The organism is Actinokineospora pegani, from assembly GCF_009745975.1.
Lineage (GTDB): Bacteria > Actinomycetota > Actinomycetes > Mycobacteriales > Pseudonocardiaceae > Actinokineospora > Actinokineospora pegani.
In genome coordinates this window covers 21,540-44,307 of record NZ_WHOL01000115.1, presented here as the reverse complement: position 1 = coordinate 44,307, position 22,768 = coordinate 21,540, and the positions used below count along the sequence as shown (strand labels likewise).

Annotated in this window: 2 protein-coding genes and 1 pseudogene; all 3 read left to right on the top strand. The window is 76.6% G+C overall.

Going from position 1 to position 22,768, the window contains the following annotated elements:
* The coding region (locus GCL84_RS23380; protein WP_156757694.1) for a type I polyketide synthase at window positions 1-8,311 on the top strand (8,311 nt) is incomplete at its 5' end.
* A 41-nt stretch (window positions 8,312-8,352) separates the two neighbouring features.
* Window positions 8,353-17,538, top strand: a complete 9,186-nt coding sequence (locus GCL84_RS23375; protein WP_156757693.1) for a type I polyketide synthase — start codon at window positions 8,353-8,355, stop codon at window positions 17,536-17,538.
* 18 nt (window positions 17,539-17,556) lie between these two features.
* Window positions 17,557-22,704, top strand: a pseudogene (locus tag GCL84_RS30860) (alpha/beta fold hydrolase); the annotation flags it as partial.
* Between the last annotated feature and the right edge of the window lie 64 nt (window positions 22,705-22,768).

Genomic DNA, 22,768 nt, shown 5'->3' with positions numbered 1-22,768 from the left:
CGGCGCGTCCAACGGCCTGACCGCGCCGAACGGGCCGTCGCAGCAGCGGGTCATCCGCGCCGCCCTCGCCGACGCTGGTCTGTCCACACTGGACGTCGACGCGGTCGAGGGGCACGGCACCGGGACCACCCTGGGCGACCCGATCGAGGCCCAGGCGCTGCTGGCCACCTACGGGCAGGACCGGACCGAGCCGCTGTGGCTGGGCTCGCTCAAGTCCAACGTCGGCCACACCCAGGCCGCCGCGGGCGTCGGCGGGATCATCAAGATGGTCCAGGCGCTGCGCCACGGCGTCCTCCCGCCGACCCTGCACGTCGACGAGCCCAGCACCCAGGTGGACTGGGAGTCCGGCGCGGTCGCCCTGCTCAGCGAGCGCCGCGACTGGCCCGCCGTCGACCGCCCGCGCCGCGCCGCCGTGTCGTCGTTCGGCGTCTCCGGCACCAACGCGCACGCCATCATCGAGGCCGCGCCCGCCTTGGACAGCTCCACCGCCGCCGAGGCCACCGCGGGCCCGGTGCCGCTGGTGATCACCGCCCGCACCCCGACCGCCGTGCGCGCCCAGGCCGCCCGCCTGCGCGCGCTGCTGGCCGACGAGTCCGTGCGCCCGGCCGACGTGGCGTGGTCGCTGCTGACCACCCGCCCCCGCTGGGAGCACCGGGTCACGGTCGTGGGGGAGCGGGCCGACCTGCTCGCCGCCCTCGACGCCGTCCCCGAGCCGGAGACCGCCGTCGCCGGCCCGCTCACCGCGTTCTTCCCCGGCGAGGGCGCCCGCCGCGCCGGGATGGGCCGCGACCTGCACGCCCGCTTCCCCGTGTTCGCCGCCGCGTTCGACCGGGCCGCCGAGGCGCTCGCGGACCACCTGGACAAGCCGCTGGCCGCCATCGTCTTCGCCGAGGAGGGCACGCCGGAGGCCAACCTGCTCGACCGGCCCGCCTACGCCCGCGCCGGGCTGTTCGCGGTCGAGGTCGCGTTGTTCCGCCTCTTGGAGACCTGGGGTCTGACCGCCGACAACGTCGTCGGGACCGGCGTGGGCGCCATCGCCGCCGCTCACGCCGCAGGCTCCTGCACCCTGGAGGAAGCCGCCCGGGCCTTGGCGGACGAGGTCCCCGCCCCGGCCCCGGACCTGGGGGACGCGGCGAAGGTCGTCGTGGTCGGGCCGACCTCGCCGCTGCTCGCCCCGGTGACCGAGGCCTGGCACGTCGACCTGCTGCCCGCCCGCGTCCCGGAGGTCGCGGCCGTCCTCACCGCCGCGGGCCGCCTGCACGGGGCGGGTGCCGACATCGCGTGGCCCTCGATCGTGACCGGCGACCGGGTCGAGCTGCCCACCTACGCCTTCGACCACGAGCGGTTCTGGCCCGACGCCCCGGTCCTGGCCGGGGACGCGGGCGGCCTCGGCCTCACCGCAGCCGGGCACCCGCTGCTCGGCGCCGCGCTCACCCTGGCCGAGGACGACTCGGTCCTGCTGACCGGCCGCCTGTCCACCCGCACCCACCCGTGGCTGGCCGACCACGCCGTGCTCGGCACGGTCGTCCTGCCCGGCACCGCCTTCGTCGAACTCGCCCTGCACGCCGCCGCCCGCGCCGGACTCGACACCCTGGAGGAGCTGACCCTCCAGGCCCCGCTCGTGCTCACCGGGTCCACCGCCGTGCAGGTCGTGCTCGGCGCGCCCGACACCGACGGCCGCCGCCCGGTCGCCGTCCACTCCCGCGCCGACGACGCCGACCCGTGGACCCGGCACGCCACCGGCGCGGTCGCGGCCGCGACCACCGCGCTGGACTTCGACCTGGCCCAGTGGCCGCCCGCCGGGGCCGAGCCCGTGGCCGTGTCCTACCAGGGCATGGCCGAGGCCGGGTTGGAGTACGGGCCGGCCTTCCAGGGGCTGCGCGCGGTCTGGCGGCGCGGCGGGGACGTGTTCGCCGAGGTCGCCCTCGACGAGTCCCAGCGCCCCGCCGCCGAGTCCTTCGCCCTGCACCCCGCGCTGGCCGACGCCGCCCTGCACGCCATCGTCGTCGGCGGCCTGGCGGGCGAGCAGGACGGCCCCGGGATGCCGTTCTCCTTCACCGACGTGACCGTGGCCGCTGTCGGCGCCGATGCCCTGCGCGTCCGCGTCACCCCGGTCGACGGCGGGCAGCGCGTCGAGCTGGCCGACGGGACCGGCGCCCCGGTGGCGCTGCTCGGCGGCATCGCGTCGCGGCCCGTCGCCGCCGACCAGCTCGCCGGTCCGACCTCGGATGGCGGCGCCCTCTACCGCCTCGACTGGGTCGAGGTCGCCGCCGCGGTCGAGGCCCCGCCGTTCGAGGTCGTCCCGGTCGCCGACGCGCACCGGGCGCTGGAACGCGTGCGCGACTGGCTGGCCGACCCGGCGAAGGCGGACGCGCACCTCGTCCTGGCCACCCGGGGCGCGGCGCCGGGCACGCCCGCCGACCTCGCCGCCGCGGGCGCCTGGGGACTGGTCCGCTCCGCCCAGTCCGAGCACCCGGGCCGCTTCACCCTGCTCGACACCGACGTCCCGCCCACCGCGGAGCACGCCGCCGCCGCCCTGGCCACCGGCGAGCCGCAGGTGGCCGTGCGCGACGGCAAGACCCTGGCCCCCCGCCTCGCCCCCGCCCCGGCCACCGGCGAGCGCTGGGACTTCGGCCACACGGTGCTGGTCACCGGTGGCACCGGCGCGCTCGGCTCGGCCGTCGCCGAGCACCTCGCGGCCGTGCACGGCGTGCGCACCCTGGTGCTGACCAGCCGCAGTGGCCCGGCGGCGGCCGGGGCCGCCGAGCTGGTCGACCGGCTCGCCGCGCACGGCGCGACCGCGCACGTGGCCGCCTGCGACGCCGCCGACCGCGACGCGCTGGCCGCCTTGCTCGCCGAGCACACCGTCACCGGCGTCGTGCACGCCGCGGGTGTGCTGGCCGACGGCGTCGTGGAGTCCATGACCGCCGAGCGGCTCGACACCGCGCTGCGGCCCAAGGTCGACGCCGCCCTGGCCCTGCACGAGCTGACCGCGGACCACCCGGTCACCGCGTTCGTCCTGTTCTCCTCGGGCGCGGCCGCCCTGGGCGCGCCCGGCCAGGCCAACTACGCCGCCGCCAACGCCGTCCTCGACCGGCTCGCCGAGCACCGCCGCGACCAGGGGCTGCCCGGCACGGCGCTGGCCTGGGGCCTGTGGGCGCGCAGCTCGGGCATGACCGGCCACCTCGACAGCGCCGACCTGGACCGGATCGCCCGCACCGGCGTCGCCGCGCTGGCCACCGAAGCCGCGCTGGCCCTGTTCGACCAGGCCGCGGGCGCCACCTCAGTGCTGCCGCTGCGGCTGTCGCTGCCCGCCCTGCGCGCCCGCGCCGCCGAACTGCCCGCCCTGTTCCGCGCCTTGGTGCCCGCCCCCGCCCGCCGGGCCACGGCGCGGGCGGGCGTCACCTCCTTCGCCGGGATGGGGGCCGCCGAGCGGTCCCGGGCCCTGCTCGACCTCGTCCGCTCCGCCGCCGCCGCCGTGCTCGGGCACGCCGCCGCCGACGCCATCGCGCCGACCCGGCCGTTCCGCGAGCTGGGCATCGACTCGCTGTCGGCGGTGCAGTTGCGCAACCGGCTCAAGGCCGCCACCGGGGTCAAGCTGCCCGCGCCGGTGGTGTTCGACTACCCGACCTCCGCCGCGCTGGCCGGTTTCCTCGACGACAAGCTCGCCGACTCCCTGCCCGCCGCGGCCAAGACCGAGGTCGCCGCCGTGGACCCGGCCGACCCCGTGGTGGTCGTCGGGATGGCCTGCAAGCTGCCCGGTGGCGTGACCACCCCGGAGCGGCTGTGGGAGCTGCTGTCCACCGGGACCGACGCGATGGGCCCCTTCCCCACCGACCGGGGCTGGCCCGACGCGGTCGGGGCCGCTTTCGGCGCGGGCGGGTTCCTGCACGACGCCGCCCGGTTCGACGCCGCGTTCTTCGGCATCAGCCCGCGCGAGGCCGTGTCGATGGACCCGCAGCAGCGCCTGCTGCTGGAGACGGTGTGGGAGGCCGTGGAGCGGGCGGGCATCGACCCCGCGTCCCTGCGCGGCAGCCAGACCGGTGTGTTCGCCGGGACCGGCGGGCAGGACTACACCAACGTGCCGCGCTCGGTCCCCGAGGAGCTGGCCGGGTACGTCGGCACCGGGGCGACCGGCAGCGTCCTGTCCGGCCGCGTCGCCTACACCCTGGGCCTGGAGGGGCCCGCCGTCACGATCGACACCGCGTGCTCGTCGTCATTGGTGGCCCTGCACCTGGCCGCGCAGGCGCTGCGCGCGGGCGAGTGCGGGCTGGCGCTGGCGGGCGGGGTGGCGGTCATGTCGACGCCGGAGCTGTTCACCGAGTTCGGCAGCCAGGGCGCGACCTCGGCCGACGGCCGCTGCAAGTCCTTCGCCGACGCCGCCGACGGCACCGGGTTCTCCGAGGGCGTGGGCGTGCTGGTGCTCGAGCGCCAGTCCGACGCCGTGCGCAACGGCCACCGGGTCCTCGCCGTGGTGCGGGGCAGCGCGGTCAACTCCGACGGCGCCTCCAACGGCCTCACCGCCCCCAACGGCCCCGCCCAGCAGCGGGTGATCACCCGGGCGCTGGCCGCCGCGGGCCTCACCGCGTCCGATGTGGACGCTGTCGAGGCGCACGGCACCGGCACCACCCTGGGCGATCCGATCGAGGCGGAAGCGCTGCTGGCCACCTATGGGCGCGACCGCGCGACCCCGCTGCTGCTGGGCTCGATCAAGTCCAACATCGGCCACACCCAGGCCGCCGCGGGCGCCGCCGGGGTGATCAAGATGATCCTGGCCATGCGGCACGGCGTGCTGCCCCAGACCCTGCACGTCGACCGGCCCTCCACCAAGGTGGACTGGACCGACGGCATCGAACTGCTGACCGAGCCCCGCGAGTGGCCCCCCGCCGACCGCCCGCGCCGCGCCGGTGTGTCGTCGTTCGGTGTCTCCGGCACCAACGCGCACGTGGTCCTGGAGGCCCCGCCCGCCCCCGAACCCGTGGCGCAGCAGGAGAAGGCGCTCGTGCCGTGGGTGCTGGCGGGCAAGTCCGCCGCCGCGCTGCGCGAGCAGGCCGCCCGCCTGCGGTCCGCGCTCGACGCCGGGGGCAGCCCGACCGCCGTCGCGTCGGCGCTGGCCCGCACCCGCACGCCGTTCGAGCACCGGGCCGTCGTCGTCGGCGCGGACTGGGACGAGCTGCTGGCCGGGGTGTCGGCGGTGGCCTCGGACGCGCCGTCGCCCTCGGTCGTGACCGGCCGCGCCGAGTCCGGCGACCCGGTGTTCGTCTTCCCCGGCCAGGGCGCGCAGTGGGTCGGCATGGGCGCGGAGCTGGTCGGGTCCTCGCCGGTGTTCGCCGCGCGGATGCGCGAGTGCGCCGAGGCGTTGTCGCCGTTTGTCGACTGGGACCTGCTCTCCGTGCTGGGTGACGAGGCCGCGCTGGCCCGCGTCGACGTCGTGCAGCCGGTGTCCTGGGCGGTGATGGTGTCGCTGGCCGCGCTGTGGCGCTCGGCCGGGGTCGAGCCCACGGCTGTCATCGGGCACTCGCAGGGCGAGATCGCCGCCGCCGTCGTCGCGGGCGCGCTGTCCCTTGAGGACGGCGCGCGGGTGGTCGCCCTGCGCAGCAAGCTGATCGGGGAGCGGCTCTCCGGGCTCGGCGGCATGGTGTCCGTTCCGCTGCCGCTGGCCGAGGTCGAGGCCCGCATCGCCGGGTTCGACGGCCGGATCGGGGTCGCGGCGATCAACGGCCCGTCCTCGATCGTGGTCTCCGGCGACGCCGACGCGCTCGAGGAGCTGCTGGCGGAGACGGGCAAGCGCATCCCGGTGGACTACGCGTCGCACTCCAGGCACGTCGAGGCGATCGAGGCGGGCGTCCTCGACGCCCTCGCCCCGGTCACCCCGCGCCGCGCCGACGTCCCGCTGGTCTCCACCGTCACCGGCGAGCCACTGGACACCACCACGATGGACGCGGCCTACTGGTACCGCAGCCTGCGCCAGACGGTGCTGTTCGAGCAGGCCGTCACCACCCGCACCGGCGTGTTCATCGAGGTCAGCCCGCACCCCGTGCTCTCCGGCGCGATCGAGGGCGTCACCGTCGCCACCCTGCGCCGCGACCAGGGCGGCCCGCGCCGCTTCACGCTCGCCCTCGGCGAGGCGTTCGCCAGCGGTGTCGCCGTCGACTGGGCCGCCGTCACCGGCCCCGGGGCGTGGGTCGACCTGCCCACCTACGCCTTCCAGCGCGAGCGCTTCTGGTGGGACCCGCCCGCCGAGGTCCAGCAGGCCAGCCGCGACGACGAGTTCTGGGACCTGGTCCGCTCCGGCGCGCTCGGCCTCGACGCCGACGCCCCGCTCAGCGCGGTGCTGCCCGCCCTCGACGCCTGGCGCGCGGACTCCGCCGCCACCGCCGAGCTCGACGACTGGCGCTACGAGGTCGTCTGGCGGCCCCGGCCCGAGCTGCCCGCGGGCGTCCTGGCCGGCCGCTGGCTGGTCGCCACCGCGCCCGGCAACCCGCTGACCGACGCCGCGACCGCCATGCTCACCCGCCACGGCGGCGAGCCCGTGGTCGTCGAGGTCGACGGCCAGGACCGCGCCGCGCTCGCCGCCGAACTGCCCGCGGGGCCGTTCGCCGGGGTGGTCTCCCTGCTCTCGGTCGACGCGGCCGACAGCCCCGGCCGGCTGGTGCCGACGCTGACCCTGGTGCAGGCCCTCGACGACGCGGACCTGCCCGCGCCCGTCTGGGTACTGAGCCGGGGCGCGGTCTCGACCGGGGACGACGACCCCATGCTCGACCCCGACCAGGCCATGGTCTGGGGCTTCGGCCGCATCGTCGCCCTGGAGACACCCGAGCGCTGGGGCGGCTTGGTCGACCTGCCCGCCGCCCACGACACCACCGCCTGGGACCGCGCCGCCGCCGTCATCGCCCACGGCGACGAGGACCAGGTGGCCATCCGCGGCGGGGGAGCGCTGGTCCGCCGCCTCGCCCGCACCGTCACGAAACCCAGCACCGCCAAGCCCACCACCGACTGGACCCCGACCGGCACCGTCGTCGTCACCGGCGGCACCGGGGCGCTGGGCGCGAAGGTCGCCCGCTGGGCCGCCCGGCTCGGCGCGCCCTCGCTGCTGCTGCTCAGCCGCCGCGGCCCGGCCGCCGTGGGCGCGGACGAGTTGGTGGCCGACATCGAGGCGACCGGGGCCCGCGTCCAGCTCCTGGCCTGCGACATCACCGACCGCGACGCCCTGGCCGCCGCGCTCGCGGGCGTGCCGGACGAGCACCCCGTGCGGTCGGTGTTCCACACCGCCGCCGTGCTCGACGACGGCGTGGTCCCCTCGCTCACCCCGGTCCAGGTCGAGCGGGTCGTGCGCGCCAAGGTCTCCTCGGCCTGGGCGCTGCACGAGCTGACCCGCGACCTGCCGCTGGAGGCGTTCGCGCTGTTCTCCTCCATGGCCGGGGTGTGGGGCGCGTCGGGGCAGGGCAACTACGCCCCCGGCAACGCCTTCCTCGACGCCTTCGCCCAGCACCGCCGCCACCTCGGGCTCCCGGCCACGGCCGTGGCGTGGGGGCCGTGGGCCGAGGGCGGCATGGCCGCCTCCGGCATCGGCGAGATCGCCCGCCGCCACGGCGTGCCGGAGATGGCCCCGGACAAGGCGCTGCGGTCGCTGCACGAGGTGATCCGGCGCGGCGACCCCGCGACCGTGGTCGCCGACATCGACTGGCCGCGCTTCCTGGTCGCCTACACCGCGTCCCGGCCCAGCCCGTTCCTCGGCGACCTGGCCGAGGTCCGCGCGCTGGCCCCGGCCGTCGAGGACGGCCCCGCCACCGAGGGCCTGCCCGCCCGGCTGGCGGCGCTGCCCGCCGCGGAGCAGGTGGACGCGGTGCTCGGCGTGGTCCGCGCGCAGGTCGCCGCCGTCCTGGGCCACGCCTCCGGCGACGACGTGGAGGAGCGCAAGGCGTTCAAGGACCTCGGGTTCGACTCGGTGACCGCGGTGCAGCTGCGCAACGCGCTGGCCCGCGCCACCGGCCTGACCCTGCCCGCCACGCTCGTCTTCGACTACCCCACGGCGGCCTCGCTGGCCGAGCACCTGCTGCCCCAGCTCGCGGGCGGCCAGGCGCCCGCCACCGCGACCGACGTCTACGCCGAGCTGGACCGGGTCGCCGCCGCGCTGGGCGGACTCGACGTCGACGAGCGCGACCGGGTCGGCATCACCGCCCGCCTGACCGAGCTGGTGCGCGCCTGGCAGGGCGGGGCCGGGCAGCAAGCCCAGGGGGAGCGGGAGATCGAGTCCGCCTCCGACGACGAGATCTTCGACCTGCTCGGCGAGGAGTTCGGGATCTCCTGATCCCGCGCCCCGCCAGGACAACCCAGAGAGGACCCACCCCGGTGAGCGACGACGAGAAGCTCCGCTACTTCCTCAAGAAGGTCACCGCCGACCTGCGCGACACGCGCAAGCGGCTGGCCGAGGCCGAGTCGGTGCTGCTCGACCCGATCGCCGTCGTCGGCATGTCGTGCCGCTTCCCCGGCGGCGTCGAGTCCACCGACGACCTGTGGGACCTGCTCGCGGGCGGGCGCGACGGCATGGGTCCGGTCCCCGACGACCGGGGCTGGACGCTGTCGCCGCAGGCGCGGGCGGCGCTCGTCGGCGGGTTCGTCGACTCCGCCGCCGACTTCGACGCGGGGTTCTTCGGCATCTCCCCGCGCGAGGCCGCCGCGATGGACCCGCAGCAGCGCGTCCTGCTGGAGACGAGCTGGGAGGCCGTGGAGAGCGCGGGCATCGCCCCCGACTCGCTGGCCGGGAGCAGGGTCGGGGTGTTCGCCGGGACCAACGGGCAGGACTACACCGCCGCGCTGACCTCCGTGCCGCCGGAGATCGAGGGCTACCTCGCCACCGGCACCTCCGCGGCCGTCCTGTCCGGCCGGGTCTCCTACGCGCTCGGGTTCGAGGGCCCCTCGGTCACCGTCGACACCGCCTGCTCGGCCTCGCTGGTCGCGCTGCACCTGGCCTGCCAGTCGCTGCGCGCGGGCGAGTCCTCGATGGCGCTGGCGGGCGGGGTGTCGATCATGTCGACGCCCACCCTGTTCGGCGAGATGGCCGCCCAGGGCGGGGTGGCAGGCGACGGCCGCTGCAAGTCCTTCGCCGACGCCGCCGACGGCGCCGGGTTCTCCGACGGCGCGGGCGTGCTGGTGCTGGAGAAGCTGTCGGACGCCCAGCGCAACGGACGCCGGGTCCTCGCGGTCATCAAGGGCTCGGCGGTCAACCAGGACGGCGCGTCCAACGGCCTGACCGCGCCGAACGGGCCGTCGCAGCAGCGGGTCATCCGCGCCGCGCTGGCCAACGCGCGCGTCTCCGCCGCCGACATCGATGTCGTTGAGGCGCACGGCACCGGGACCACCCTGGGCGACCCGATCGAGGCCCAGGCGCTGCTGGCCACCTACGGCCAGGACCGCGAGACGCCGCTGTGGCTGGGGTCGGTCAAGTCGAACATCGGCCACACCCAGGCCGCCGCTGGCGTCGCGGGCGTGCTCAAGATGGTGCTCGCCCTGCAGAAGGGCCTCCTGCCCAAGACCCTGCACGTCGACGCCCCGACGTCCCAGGTGGACTGGTCCGGCGGCGCGGTGTCGCTGCTCGACGAGGCCCGGCCCTGGCCGTCGACCGACCGGCCGCGCCGCGCGGGTGTCTCCGCCTTCGGCATCTCCGGCACCAACGCCCACGTCATCCTCGAATCGGCCCCGGAGACCGAGTCCGTGGAGGGGCCCGACGCCCCGGCCGTGGTGCCGTTCGTGCTCAGCGGCAAGACCGAGGCGGCGCTGCGGGCCCAGGCCGCGCGGCTGCTCGACGTCAACGCGCACCCGCTCGACCTCGGTTTCTCACTGGTGACGACGCGGGTGCTGTTCGAGCACCGCGCGGTGGTGACCGACGCCGAGGCGCTGCGGGCGCTGGCCGGGGGCTCGCCGCTGGTGTCGGGGGTCAGCGGGATCGCCGAGTCGGTGGCCAAGGCCGTGTTCGTGTTCCCGGGGCAAGGGGCGCAGTGGGTCGGCATGGGCCGGGAGCTGCTGACGTCGTCCCCGGTGTTCGCGGCGCGGATGGCGCGGTGCGCCGAGGCGTTGCGGGCTTTCGTCGACTGGGACCTGGTGTCGGTGCTGGACGACGCGGTGGTGTTGGAGCGGGTCGATGTGGTGCAGCCCGCGCTGTGGGCGGTCATGGTGTCGCTCGCCGCCGTGTGGGAGGCCAACGGCGTCAAGCCCGCCGCGGTGATCGGGCACTCGCAGGGCGAGATCGCGGCCGCCGTCGTCGCGGGCGCTCTGTCGCTCGAGGACGGTGCCAGGGTCGTCGCGTTGAGGTCCAAGGTGATCGCGGAATCGCTGGCCGGGCACGGTGGCATGGTGTCGATCGCACTGCCGGTCGAGCGGGTGCGCGAGCGCATCGCCGGGCACCCCGGTGTCGGGGTCGCCGCCGTGAACGGGCCGTCGTCGGTGGTCGTCTCCGGCGACAACCCGGGCCTGGACGCGGTCATCGCCGCCTGCGCGGCCGACGAGGTGCGCGTCCGGCGCGTGCCGGTGGACTACGCGTCGCACTCCGCGCAGGTCGAGGCGCTCGAAGCCGACCTGCTGCGGGTGCTCGCCCCGGTCTCGCCGGTCGCGGGCCGGGTGCCGCTGGTGTCCACGGTGACCGGAGCCGTCCTCGACACCACGACGATGGACGCGGCCTACTGGTACCGCAGCCTGCGCCAGACCGTCCTGTTCGACGACGCCGTCGCCGCCTGGCCGCAGGCGGTGTTCGTCGAGGTCAGCCCGCACCCGGTGCTGGCGCCGGGGATGGCCGGGCGCGCGGTCGGCACGCTGCGCCGCGACCAGGGCGGCCTGGACCGGGTCGCGCTGTCGCTGGGCGAGGCGTTCTGCCACGGCGTCGGCGTCGACTGGTCGGCGTGGCTGGCGGGCGGCCGGGTCGTCGACCTGCCCACCTACCCGTTCCAGCGCGACCGCTTCTGGCTGCGCGCCACCGGCGGCTCCGGCGACCCGTCGGACTGGGGCCTGACCCCGGGCACGCACCCGCTGCTCGGCGCGGTCCTCACCCCGGTCTCCGGCAGCGGCGTCGTCCTGACCGGCCGCCTGTCCCGCGCGGACTGGTTCGAGCCGATGGTGCCCACCGCCGCGCTCGTCGAACTCGCCATCCACGCGGGCGACCACGTCGGCCTGCCCACGCTGGCGACCCTGACCCTGACCACCCCGCTCGTGCTCCCCGAGTCCGGCGCGGCCGTCCAGGTCGTCGTCGAGGGCGCGACCGTCACCGTCCACTCGCGACCCGACGGCGAGACCGCCTGGACCCGGCACGCCGAGGGCTCGCTCACCGCCGACACCCCCGTCTGGTCGCCCGTCGGCGAGGCTGTGGAGGTCGTGCTGCCCGCGGGGCTGGACGGGGCGTTCGCCCTGCACCCCGCCCTCCTGGAAGCGGCGGTGGGGGCCACCCCGCTCGACTGGACCGGGGTGACCATCCACGCCACCGGCGCGACCCGCGTCCACGTCCGCACCGACGGCACGCAGTTCTGGCTCACCGACGACGAGGGCGCCCCCGTCGCCCACGTCCAGGGCGTCCGCCACGGCACCCCCGACCTGCCCGCCGCCCAGGACCCCGGCGACAACCACACCCTGCGCTGGAAGCCCGTCCCCGCCACCGCGACCGACGCCCCGCACACCGTCTGGGACGTCCCCGCCGCCACCGACCCGGTCGACGCCGCCACCGCCGCCCTCGCCCGCATCCAGGAGCACGCCCCGGACGCGCCCGTCCTCGTCATCCGCACCCGCGACGCCGTCGCCGCCCTCGACGGCGACCGGGTCGACGGCGTCGCGCAGGCGTCGGTGTGCGGCCTGGTCGCCGCCGCGCAGGCCGAGAACCCCGGCCGGATCGTCCTGGTCGACACCGACGGCACCCCGGCGCCGCTCGACCTCGCGCACCCCCGCCAGGTCGTGCGCGACGGGCAGGTCCTCGTCCCCACCCTGGTCCGCGGCACGCCCGGCACCGGAACGACCTGGGACGGCACGGTCCTGATCACCGGTGGCCTGGGCATGGCGGGCGCCGTGGTCGCCCGGCACGCCGTCGCCCGCGGGGCCCGCGACCTGCTGCTGCTCGGCCGCTCCGGACCGGACTCGCCCGGCGCGGCCGACCTGGTCGCCGAGCTGACCGGGGCCGGGGCGTCGGTCGAGGTCGCCGCCTGCGACGTGGCCGACCGCGACTCGCTCGCCGCCGCCATCGGCGACCGGGACGTCCGCGTGGTCGTGCACGCCGCCGGGGTCGTCGACGACGGCCTGGTCACCGCCCTGACCCCGCAGCGGCTGCGGGCGGTCATGGCCGTCAAGACCGACGCCGCGCGCCACCTCGTCGACCTCGCGGGCGAGGCCGCCTTCCTGTTCTTCTCCTCCGCCGCGGCCACCCTCGGCGCGGCGGGCCAGGCCAACTACGCCGCCGCCAACGCCTACCTCGACGGCCTCGCCGCCCACCTGCGCGCCCGCGGCCGCGCCGCGACCAGCCTCGCCTGGGGCCTGTGGGCCGACGACAGCGCCATGACCGGCGGCCTCACCGCCACCGACCGCGCCCGCATGGCCCGCGGCGGGATGCGCGGCCTCACCGCCACCGCCGCCACCCGTCTGCTCGATAGCGCCATCGGGACAGTGGGCGCGGCGCACGTCCTCCCGCTCGCCCTCGACCTGGCCGCCCTGCGCGCCGCCGACGCGCTGCCGCCGCTGCTCGCGGGCCTCGCCGGGCACCGCCCCGCCGCGACGGTGAAGTCCACCGCGTCGACCCTCGACCCCGCCACCGCCGTGGACCTGGTCCGCGCGCAGGCCGCCGCCGTCCTCGGGCACAGCGACGCCGCCGCCATCTCGGCGGGCAAGCCCTTCCGGGACCTGGGGTTCGACTCGCTGACCGCCGTGGAGCTGCGCAACCGGCTCGCCACCGCGCTGGGCCGTCCGCTGCCCGCCACCGTCGTCTTCGACTACCCGACCGCCGCGGAGCTGGCCGCGTTCCTGATCGGCGCGCAGGACCGCGCCGTCGAGACCACCACCCGCGACACCGAGGACCCGATCGCCGTCGTCGCCATGTCCTGCCGCTTCCCCGGCGCGGACACCCCCGAGCGCCTGTGGGACCTGCTCGTCGACGGCCGCGACGTCGTGCGCGGCTTCCCCGACGACCGGGGCTGGGCCGTGCCTGCCGATCCGGACTTCGCCCCGGTCGGCGGCTTCCTCGACGACGCCGACAAGTTCGACGCCGCGTTCTTCGGCATCTCCCCGCGCGAGGCGCTGGCCATGGACCCGCAGCAGCGGCTGCTGCTGGAGCTGTCCTGGGAGGCGGTGGAGCGCGCGGGCATCGACCCGTCGGCGCTGCGCGGCACCCGGACCGGCGTCTACACCGGCACCAACTACATGGACTACGGCTCGCTGGTCGCCGCCGCCCCGCAGGACGCCGAGGGCTACCTGATCACCTCCACCGCCGCCAGCGTCCTGTCCGGCCGCGTCTCCTACGCCCTGGGCCTGGAGGGCCCGGCCGTCTCCGTCGACACCGCGTGCTCGGCCTCCCTGGTCGCCCTGCACCTGGCCGCGCAGGCGCTGCGGTCGGGGGAGTGCTCGCTGGCGCTGACCGGCGGCGCCACCGTCATGGCCACGCCTGGCATCTTCGTCGGCTTCTCCCAGCAGAACGGCCTCGGCGCGGACGGCCGCTGCAAGGCCTTCGCCGAGGGCGCCGACGGCACCGGCTGGGGCGAGGGCGCGGGCGTGCTCGTCCTCGAACGCCTCTCCGACGCCCGGCGCAACGGCCACCCGGTCCTGGCCGTGCTCGCGGGCTCGGCCGTCAACCAGGACGGCGCCTCCAACGGCCTCACCGCCCCCAACGGCCCCGCGCAGCAGCGCGTCATCCGCCAGGCCCTCGCCGACGCCGGCCTCACCACGTCCGATGTGGACGCTGTGGAGGCGCACGGCACCGGGACGTCGCTGGGCGACCCGATCGAGGCCCAGGCGCTGCTGGCCACCTACGGCCAGGACCGGTCCGAGCCGCTGTGGCTGGGCGCGATCAAGTCCAACATCGGCCACACCCAGGCCGCCGCGGGTGTCGCCGGGGTCATCAAGATGGTGCTCGCCCTGCGGCACGGCGTGCTGCCCAAGACGCTGCACGTCGGCCAGCCGTCATCCACTGTGGACTGGTCGGCCGGCGCGGTCGAGCTGCTGACCGAGCGCCGCGACTGGCCCGCCGTCGACCGCCCGCGCCGCGCCGGTGTGTCCTCCTTCGGCATCTCCGGCACCAACGCCCACGTCATCCTGGAGCAGGCCGAGCCCCAGCCCGCCCCGGCCGCGCTCGTCCGCGAACCGGAGCCGCTGCCCTGGGTGCTCTCCGGCAAGACCCCGCGCGCCCTGCGCGAGCAGGCCGCCGCCCTGCTGCGCCTGGTCGACGAGGGCGCGGACCCGGTCGACGTCGCCTGGTCGCTGGTCTCCACCCGGGCCGCGCACCCGCACCGCGCCGCCGTCCTGGGCCGCGACGGCATCGAGTTCCGCCGGGGCCTCACCGCGCTGGCGGACGGGACCGACACGGGCGTCGTCACCGGGCGCGCGATCGAGGGCCGCACCGCGTTCGTCTTCTCCGGCCAGGGCTCGCAGCGGGTCGGGATGGGCCGCGAGCTCGCCGCCCGCTTCCCCGTCTTCGCCGCCGCCTTCGACGAGGCGCTGTCGCACTTCGACGGCGTCCGGGAGCGGATCGCCACGGAGGACGTGCACCGGACCGAGGTGGCCCAGGCCGGGCTGTTCGCGTTCGAGGTGGCGTTGTTCCGGCTGTTCGAGTCGTGGGGGGTCAAGCCCGATGTCCTGATCGGGCACTCGATCGGCGAGTTGGCCGCCGCGCACTTGGCTGGTGTGTGGTCGCTGGCGGACGCGTGCAAGGTCGTGGAGGCGCGTGGTCGTCTGATGGGCGCCCTGCCCGAGGGCGGGGCGATGGTCGCGATCAAGGCCGCCGAGGGTGAGATCGAGCTGACCCCCGGGGTGTCGATCGCGGCGGTGAACGGGCCGGAGGCCGTGGTGGTCTCCGGCGTCGAGTCGGAGGTCCTGGCCCTCGCCGCCGGATTCGGCAAGACCAAGCGGCTCAGCGTGTCCCACGCGTTCCACTCCGGGCTGATGGACCCGATGCTGGACGAGTTCCGCGCCGTCGTCACCTCGGCGGAGTTCCACGAGCCGACGATCCCGGTCATGGCCGGGGACGTCACCGACCCGGAGTACTGGGTGCGGCACGTGCGCGGGACCGTCCGGTTCGCCGACGGGGTGGCCGCCCTGCGCGAGCGGGGCGCGGCCCGCTGGGTCGAGCTGGGCCCCGACGCCGCCCTGACCCCGGTGCTCGGCGAGAGCGGCCAGGCCTGCGTGCCCGCGCTGCGCCGCGACCGGCCCGAGGTCGCCACCGCGCTCACCGCCCTGGCGACGCTGCACGCCCAGGGCGCCGACGTCGACTGGGCGGCGGTGTTCGCCGGGCTGGAGGTCCGCCGCGTCGACCTGCCCACCTACCCGTTCCAGCGCCAGCGGTTCTGGATCGAGCCGCCCGCCGCCGCCCCGGGCGCCGACCCGGTCGACGACGCGTTCTGGAAGGCCGTCCGCGACAACGACCTGGCCACCCTGGCCACCGACCTCGACGTCCCCGAGGACACCCTCACCGCCGTCGTCCCCGCGCTGCGCAAGCGGCTCGGGCGCTCCACGACGGACTCCTGGCGGTACGAGACCCGCTGGCGGCCGGTCACCGACCTGCCCGCCGCCCGCCTCGACGGCCGCTGGGCCCTGGTCGCCCCCGACCCCGAGCACCCGACCGCGCGCGGCTGCGCCGAGGCGCTCATCCTCGCGGGCGCCGATGTCGAGGTCCACGCCTGGACCCCCGGCGCCGACCTGGCCCTGGCAGGCACCGACGGCGTGGTCTCCCTGCTCGCCGCGCACGACGACCTGACCGAGGCCCTGCTCGGCGCCGCGGCCCTGCTCGCGGCGGACTCCGGGCCGCTCTGGGCCGTCACCAGCGGTGCCGTCCCAGCCGGGACCGAACCGGTCACCAGCCCCGAGCAGGCGGCCGCCTGGGGGCTCGGCCGCGTCGCCGCGCTGGAGCACCCCGCGGACTGGGGCGGGCTCGTCGACGTGTCGGGGGAGTGGGACAGCCGCGCCCGGGAGCGCTTCGCCGCCGTCCTGGCCGGCGCCGAGGACCAGGTCGCCATCCGCCCCTCGGGCGTCTTCGCCGCCCGGCTCGGGCCCGCCCCGGCCGGACCGGGCGAGGACTGGACCCCGCGCGGCACCGTCCTGATCACCGGCGGGACCGGCGGTCTGGGCGCGCGCGTCGCCCGCTGGGCGGTCGGCCACGGGGCGCGCGTCGTGCTCACCAGCCGCCGCGGCCCCGACACCCCCGGCGCCGCCGCCCTGGCCGAGGAGTTGGGCGCCGAGGTCGTGGCCTGCGACGCCGCCGACCGCGACGCGCTCAAGGCCGTGCTCGACCGCGTCGACGACCTCACCGCCGTCGTGCACGCGGCCGGGGTCGCCGTCGACGGCCCGCTCGCCACCCTCGACGGGGACGACCTGGCCGCCACCCTGGGCGGCAAGGTCGCCGGGGCCCGCAACCTCGACGAGCTGACCAGGGACGGCGCGGAGCTGGACGCCTTCGTGGTCTTCTCCTCCATCGCCGGGGTGTGGGGTAGCGGCGGGCAGGCCGGGTACGCCGCCGCGAACGCCTACCTCGACGCCCTCGTGCACGCCCGCCGCGCCGCCGGGAAGGCGGGCACCGCGCTGGCCTGGGGCCCGTGGGCCGGGGGCGGCATGCTCACCGACGAGACCGACGCGGCCCTGCGCCGCCGCGGCCTGACCGCCATGGACCCCGACCTCGCCGTCACCGCCCTGGCCGCCGCCGTCGGCCGCCGGGACCGGGCGGTCGCCGTCGCCGACGTGGACTGGTCGCTGCTGGGCACCGGCCTGACCGCCATGCGCCCCAACGCCCTGCTGGCCGACGTGTTCGCCACCGCCGAGCCGGAGCCGACCGACGCCGCCGACGACCTGCGCGAGAAGCTGCGCGCCGCCCCGGCGGGCGACCGGCAGCGCACGGTCCTGGGCATCGTCCGCGCGCACACCGCCGCCGTCCTGGGCCACCCCGGCCCGGAGGCGGTCGAGCCCACCCAGGCGTTCAAGGAGCTGGGCTTCGACTCGCTGACCGCCGTCGAGCTGCGCAACGGCCTCACCGCCGCGACCGGGCTCACGCTCTCGGCGTCGCTGGTGTTCGACCACCCGACCCCGACCGCGCTCGCCGAGTTCCTGCTCGCCGAGCTGGTCGACGACGCCGACGCGGGCCTGGCCGCGGCGCTGGACGCGCTGGAGCCGCTGACCGCCTCGCTGCTCGGCCTCGCCGAGGACGACACCACCCGGGTGCGCGCCACCCTGCGCTTGCAGACCCTGCTCCACCAGCTCGGCGGCCAGAACTTCCCCGGCGCCGCCACCCCGACCGACCGCACCAGCGCGCTCGAGGACGTGACCGACGACGAGCTGTTCGACCTCGTCGACCGCGATCTGGGCTTGTCTTAAGAGGAGACCCACATGGCCAACGAGGACAAGCTCCGCGACTACCTCAAGCGGGTCATCGCCGAGCTGCACGACACCCGCGACAAGCTGCGCGCCGCCCAGGCCCGCGACACCGAGCCGGTCGCCATCGTCGGCATGGCCTGCCGCTACCCCGGCGACGTCCGCACGCCGGAGGACCTGTGGCGGCTGGTCGCCGACGGCGCCGACGCGATCACCGGCTTCCCGGTCAACCGCGGCTGGGACGTCGAGGCCGCCTACGACCCCGAGCCGGGCAAGCCGGGCAAGATCTACCTGCGCGAGGGCGGGTTCCTGCACGACGCCGACGAGTTCGACCCCGGGTTCTTCGGCATCTCCCCGCGCGAGGCGCTGGCGATGGACCCGCAGCAGCGGCTCGTCCTGGAGGTCGCCTGGGAGGCGCTGGAGCGCGCCAGGATCGACCCGCACTCGCTGCGCGGCACCCGCACCGGCGTCTTCGCGGGCACCAACGCCCAGGACTACGGCGCCCTGCTCGCGGTCTCCCCGCAGGCCGCCGAGGCGATGGCCACCGGCAACAACGCCAGCGTCCTGTCCGGCCGCGTCTCCTACGCCCTGGGCCTGGAGGGCCCGGCGGTCTCCATCGACACCGCGTGCTCGTCGTCGCTGGTCGCGCTGCACCTGGCCGCGCAGGCCGTGCGGGCGGGGGAGTGCACGCTCGCGCTGGCGGGCGGGGTGACCGTGTCGGCGACGATGGCCAGCTTCTTCGGCCTGTCCGCGCAGAAGGCGCTCTCGCCGGACGGGCGCTGCCGCGCGTTCGCCGAATCCGCCGACGGCACCGGGTTCTCCGAGGGCGCGGGCATGGTCGTGCTCGAACGGCTCTCCGACGCCGAGCGCAACGGCCACGAGGTGCTGGCGGTGATCCGCGGCTCCGCGGTCAACCAGGACGGCGCGTCCAACGGCCTGACCGCCCCCAACGGCCCCGCCCAGCAGCGGGTCATCCGGCAGGCGCTGGCCGCCGCCGGGCTCTCCGCCGACCAGGTCGACGCCGTCGAGGCGCACGGCACCGGCACGACGCTGGGCGACCCGATCGAGGCGCAGGCGCTGGTGGCCAGCTACGGCCGCGAGCACACCGCCGAGCAGCCGCTGTGGCTCGGCTCGGCCAAGTCCAACCTCGGCCACAGCCAGGCCGCCGCGGGCGTCGCGGGCGTGATCAAGATGGTGCAGGCCATCCGGCACGGCGTGCTGCCCAAGACCCTGCACGTCGACGCCCCGTCGTCCGAAGTGGACTGGTCGGCCGGGTCGGTGCGGCTGCTGACCGAGGCCCGGCCCTGGCCCGAGGTCGACCGGCCCCGGCGCGCGGGCGTGTCGGCGTTCGGCATCTCCGGCACCAACGCCCACGTCATCGTCGAGCAGCACCTCACCGCCCCGCCCGAGCCCGAGGCCGCCACCCGCAAGCCCGACACCGTGCCGTGGCTGCTGTCCGGCCGCTCCCGCGCCGCCCTGCGCGCCCAGGCCGCCAAGCTGCGCGCGCACGTGCTGGCCCACCCCGAGCACACGCTGCTCGACCTCGGCCGGTCCACCGCGGCCACCCGGTCCCGGTTCGAGCACCGCGCGGTCGTGCTCGGCGAGGACGTGGAGACGCAGTTGCGCGGCCTGGCGGCGCTGGTCGACGGCGAGCCCGCCGCGCACGTCGTCGAGGACACCGCGGGCGTTCCCGCCCGCGCCGTCGAGCCGGTGTTCGTCTTCCCCGGGCAGGGCTCGGACTGGCCGGGCATGGCCCTGGACCTGCTCGACTCGTCGCCGGTGTTCGCCTCGGTCATCGCCGAGTGCGCCGCCGCGCTCGCCCCGCACGTCGACTGGTCGCTGGTCGAGGTGCTGCGCGGGGCCGCGGGCGCGCCCGGGTTCGACCGCGCCGACGTCGCCCAGCCCGCGCTGTGCGCGGTGATGATCGGCCTGGCCAGGGTGTGGGGGGCGCACGGGGTGCGGCCCGGGGCCGTCGTCGGCCACTCCCAGGGCGAGGTCGCCGCCGCGCACTTGGCGGGCGCGCTGTCGCTGGCCGACGCCATGACCGTCATCGCCGTGCGCAGCCGCCTGCAGTCCACCCGCCTCGACGGCCGGGGCGCGCTCGCCGCCGTCGGCCTGCCCGCCGACGAGCTGCGCGCCTGGCTGGCCCCGCACGCGGGCAAGGTCGAGGTCGGCGCGGTCAACAGCCCGGCGTCCTGCGTGGTCACCGGCGAGCTGGCCGCCACCGAGGACCTCGTCGCAGCGCTCACCGCCGAGGGCGTGTGGGCCAGGGTCGTGCCGGGCGCGCGGATCGCCGGGCACTCCTGGATGGTCGCCGAGATCCGCGACGACCTGCTCGCGGGGCTGGCCGGGATCACCCCGACCGCCGCCGAGGTCCCCTTCTTCTCCACTGTGGACGGCGACGCGGTCGACGGCGCGGCGCTCGACGCCGAGTACTGGTACCGCGAGATGCGCCAGGAGGTCCGCTTCCACGACGCCCTGCGCGCGCTGCGCGCCCAGGGGCACAGCGTGTTCATCGAAATCAGCCCGCACCCGGTGCTGGGCGCGGCGATCACCGAGTCGGCCGGGGCCGACGGCGGGGCCACCACCGTCCTGGGCACCCTGCGCCGCGACGACGGCGGCGCCCGCCGGGTGCTGACCTCGCTCGCCGAGGCGCACGTGTGCGGGGTGGCCGTCGACTGGTCCGCCGCGTTCGCCGACACCGGCGCCCGCCTGGTCGACCTGCCCACCTACGCCTTCCAGAAGGCCCGCTACTGGCTGGAGCCCGGCGCGGCCCCGGTCGCGGGCGGGGTCGAGGGTGGAGGCGGCCCGTCCCCGGCCGAGGCGCGGCTGTGGCACAGCGTCGACAGCCACGACCTCGGCGCGGTCGCCGACCTGCTCGGCGTCGAGGCGGACGGCCCGCTCGGCGCGTCGCTGGACGCGGTGCTGCCCGCCCTGGCGGCCTGGCACCGCGGCCACCGCGAGGACGCCGCCGTCGACGGCCTGCGCCACCGCCTCGGCTGGGTGCCCATCGCCGTCGACATCACCCCCGTGCTGCGCGGCACCTGGCTGGTGCGCTCCTGCGACGCGGTCGCGGGCGCCCTCGCCGCGCACGGCGCCACCGTCGTGACCGCGCTCGACGGCCCGGTCGACGGTGTCGTCACCGACGAGGCCCCCGCCGCCGAGGTGCTCGACCTGGGCGTCCCGGTGTGGGTGCTGACCCGGCACGCCGCCACCGCCGCCCCCGGCGAACCGCCCAGCCGACTCGACCAGGTCCGGCTGCGCGCCCTGGCCCCCCGGCTCTCGGTGAGCGGCGGCGGCGCGATCGACCTGCCCGACACCCTCGACGGCCCGGTGCTGGCCAGGCTGGTGGGCGTGCTCGCCTCGGCCGCCGCCGAGGACCGGCTGGTCATCCGCTCCTCCGGGGTGCTCGCCGCCCGGCTGCTGCCCGCCCCCGTCGGCGCCACCCCGCCCGCCAGGACCTGGCGGCCGAGCGGGACCGTGCTCGTCACCGGCTCGGTCACCGAAGAGGCCACCGCCCTGCTGCGCCTGGTCCTCGACCACGGCGCGACCACCCTGGTGCTGCACGAGGCGTCGCTGCCCGACCTCGACGCCGTGACCGCCGCCGGGGACCTCGCCGCCGTGCTGGCCGAGCACTCGCCGTCGCTGGTGCTGCACCTGGAGGACCCGGAGCTGGCGGAACGGCTCGCGGCACTGGTCGAGGGCCCCGACCTGGTGCTGATGTCGGGCGTGCGGTCGATGTGGGACCACGAGCCCCACGCGCACCTGCTCGGCGCCCTGGCCGCCGCCCGCCGCGCCGCCGGACGGCACGCGCTGTGCCTGCTGCCCGGGGCGTGGACCGCCGCGCTGACCCCCGAGCGCCTGTTCACCGCGCTGCGCCAAGCCCTCGACCACGACGACCCGTGGCTGTGCGTCGCCGACTTCACCGACGTCAGCGGCGCGGGCAGCCTGCTCGCCGACCTGGTCCCGGCGCCGCCCCCGGTCGAGGAGACCAACGCCGACGCCGCGGCCGTGCTGCGCGACCGCCTGGCCCCGCTGGACCCCGTCGAGCGCGCGGCGGCCCTGCAAGACCTCGTCCGCACGCACGCCGCGGCCGTCCTGGGCTACTCCGACACCGAGGACGTCCCCGCGGGCCGCCAGTTCCTCGAGCTGGGCTTCGACTCGCTCACCATCGTCGAGCTGCGCCGCAGGCTCTCGGCAGGCACCGGTCTCGACCTGCCCGCCACCGTGTTGTTCGACCACCGCACCCCCGCCCTGCTCGCCACCCACATCACGGGACTGCTGGGCGGCGAACTCACCGAGGCCGCCACGGGCACGACGGCAGGCCAGACCTTCCTGTGCGACGTCTACCAGGACGCCGTCCGAGACGGCCGCGCCGACCAAGCCCTCAAACTGCTAGCCGAGGTCTCCGAACTGCGCCCGTCCTTCAAGGACCTGACAGAGCTGACCGAACGCCCAACCCCCGTCCGCCTCACCGAGGGCGCCGACACCCCCGTCCTCATCTGCGCCAGCGGCTGGGCCCCCATCTGCGGCCCCCACGAGTTCGCCCGCTTCGCCGCGGCCCTGCGCGGCACCCGCGAGATCCACGCCTACCCCCAGATCGGCTACACCACGGGCGAACCCCTCCCCGCCACCCCCGCCGCCGCCCTGGAACTGCAAGCAGCCCTGGTGACCGAGATCGCCGCGGACCGCCCCTTCGTCCTCTTCGGCCACTCCGGCGGCGGCGTGCTGGCCCACATCCTCGCCATGCACCTCAAGGCCAACGGAACCCCCGCCGCAGGCCTGGTCCTGGGCGACGTCTACACCCCGGAGACGATGGCGCAGCTCTCCCCCTGGGAATCAGAACTCTCCGACGGCACCTTCGCCCGCCAGAACACCTACGTCCCCATCGACGACACCCGCCTCACCGCCATGGCGGGCTACCTCCGAGTCCTCCTCTACGGCTGGCACCCGGAGGACGCGCAAACCCCCACCCTCCTCCTCCGCGCCTCGCAACCCATGGCCCCCGTCGCCCCCGGCACCCCCTGGCAATCCACGTGGCCCTTCCCCCACACCGCCCTGGACGCCCCCGGCAACCACTTCGAGATGCTCGAACAACACGCCCGAACAACAGCGATGATGGTCGAGCAATGGATCAGGGAGAACTGCACACCCCCCACCGCGCTGTGACCCTCCCACCCAACAAGCCGGTATCCCTGGGCCTCGTGGAGTCACACACCCCGCGGCCCCACGG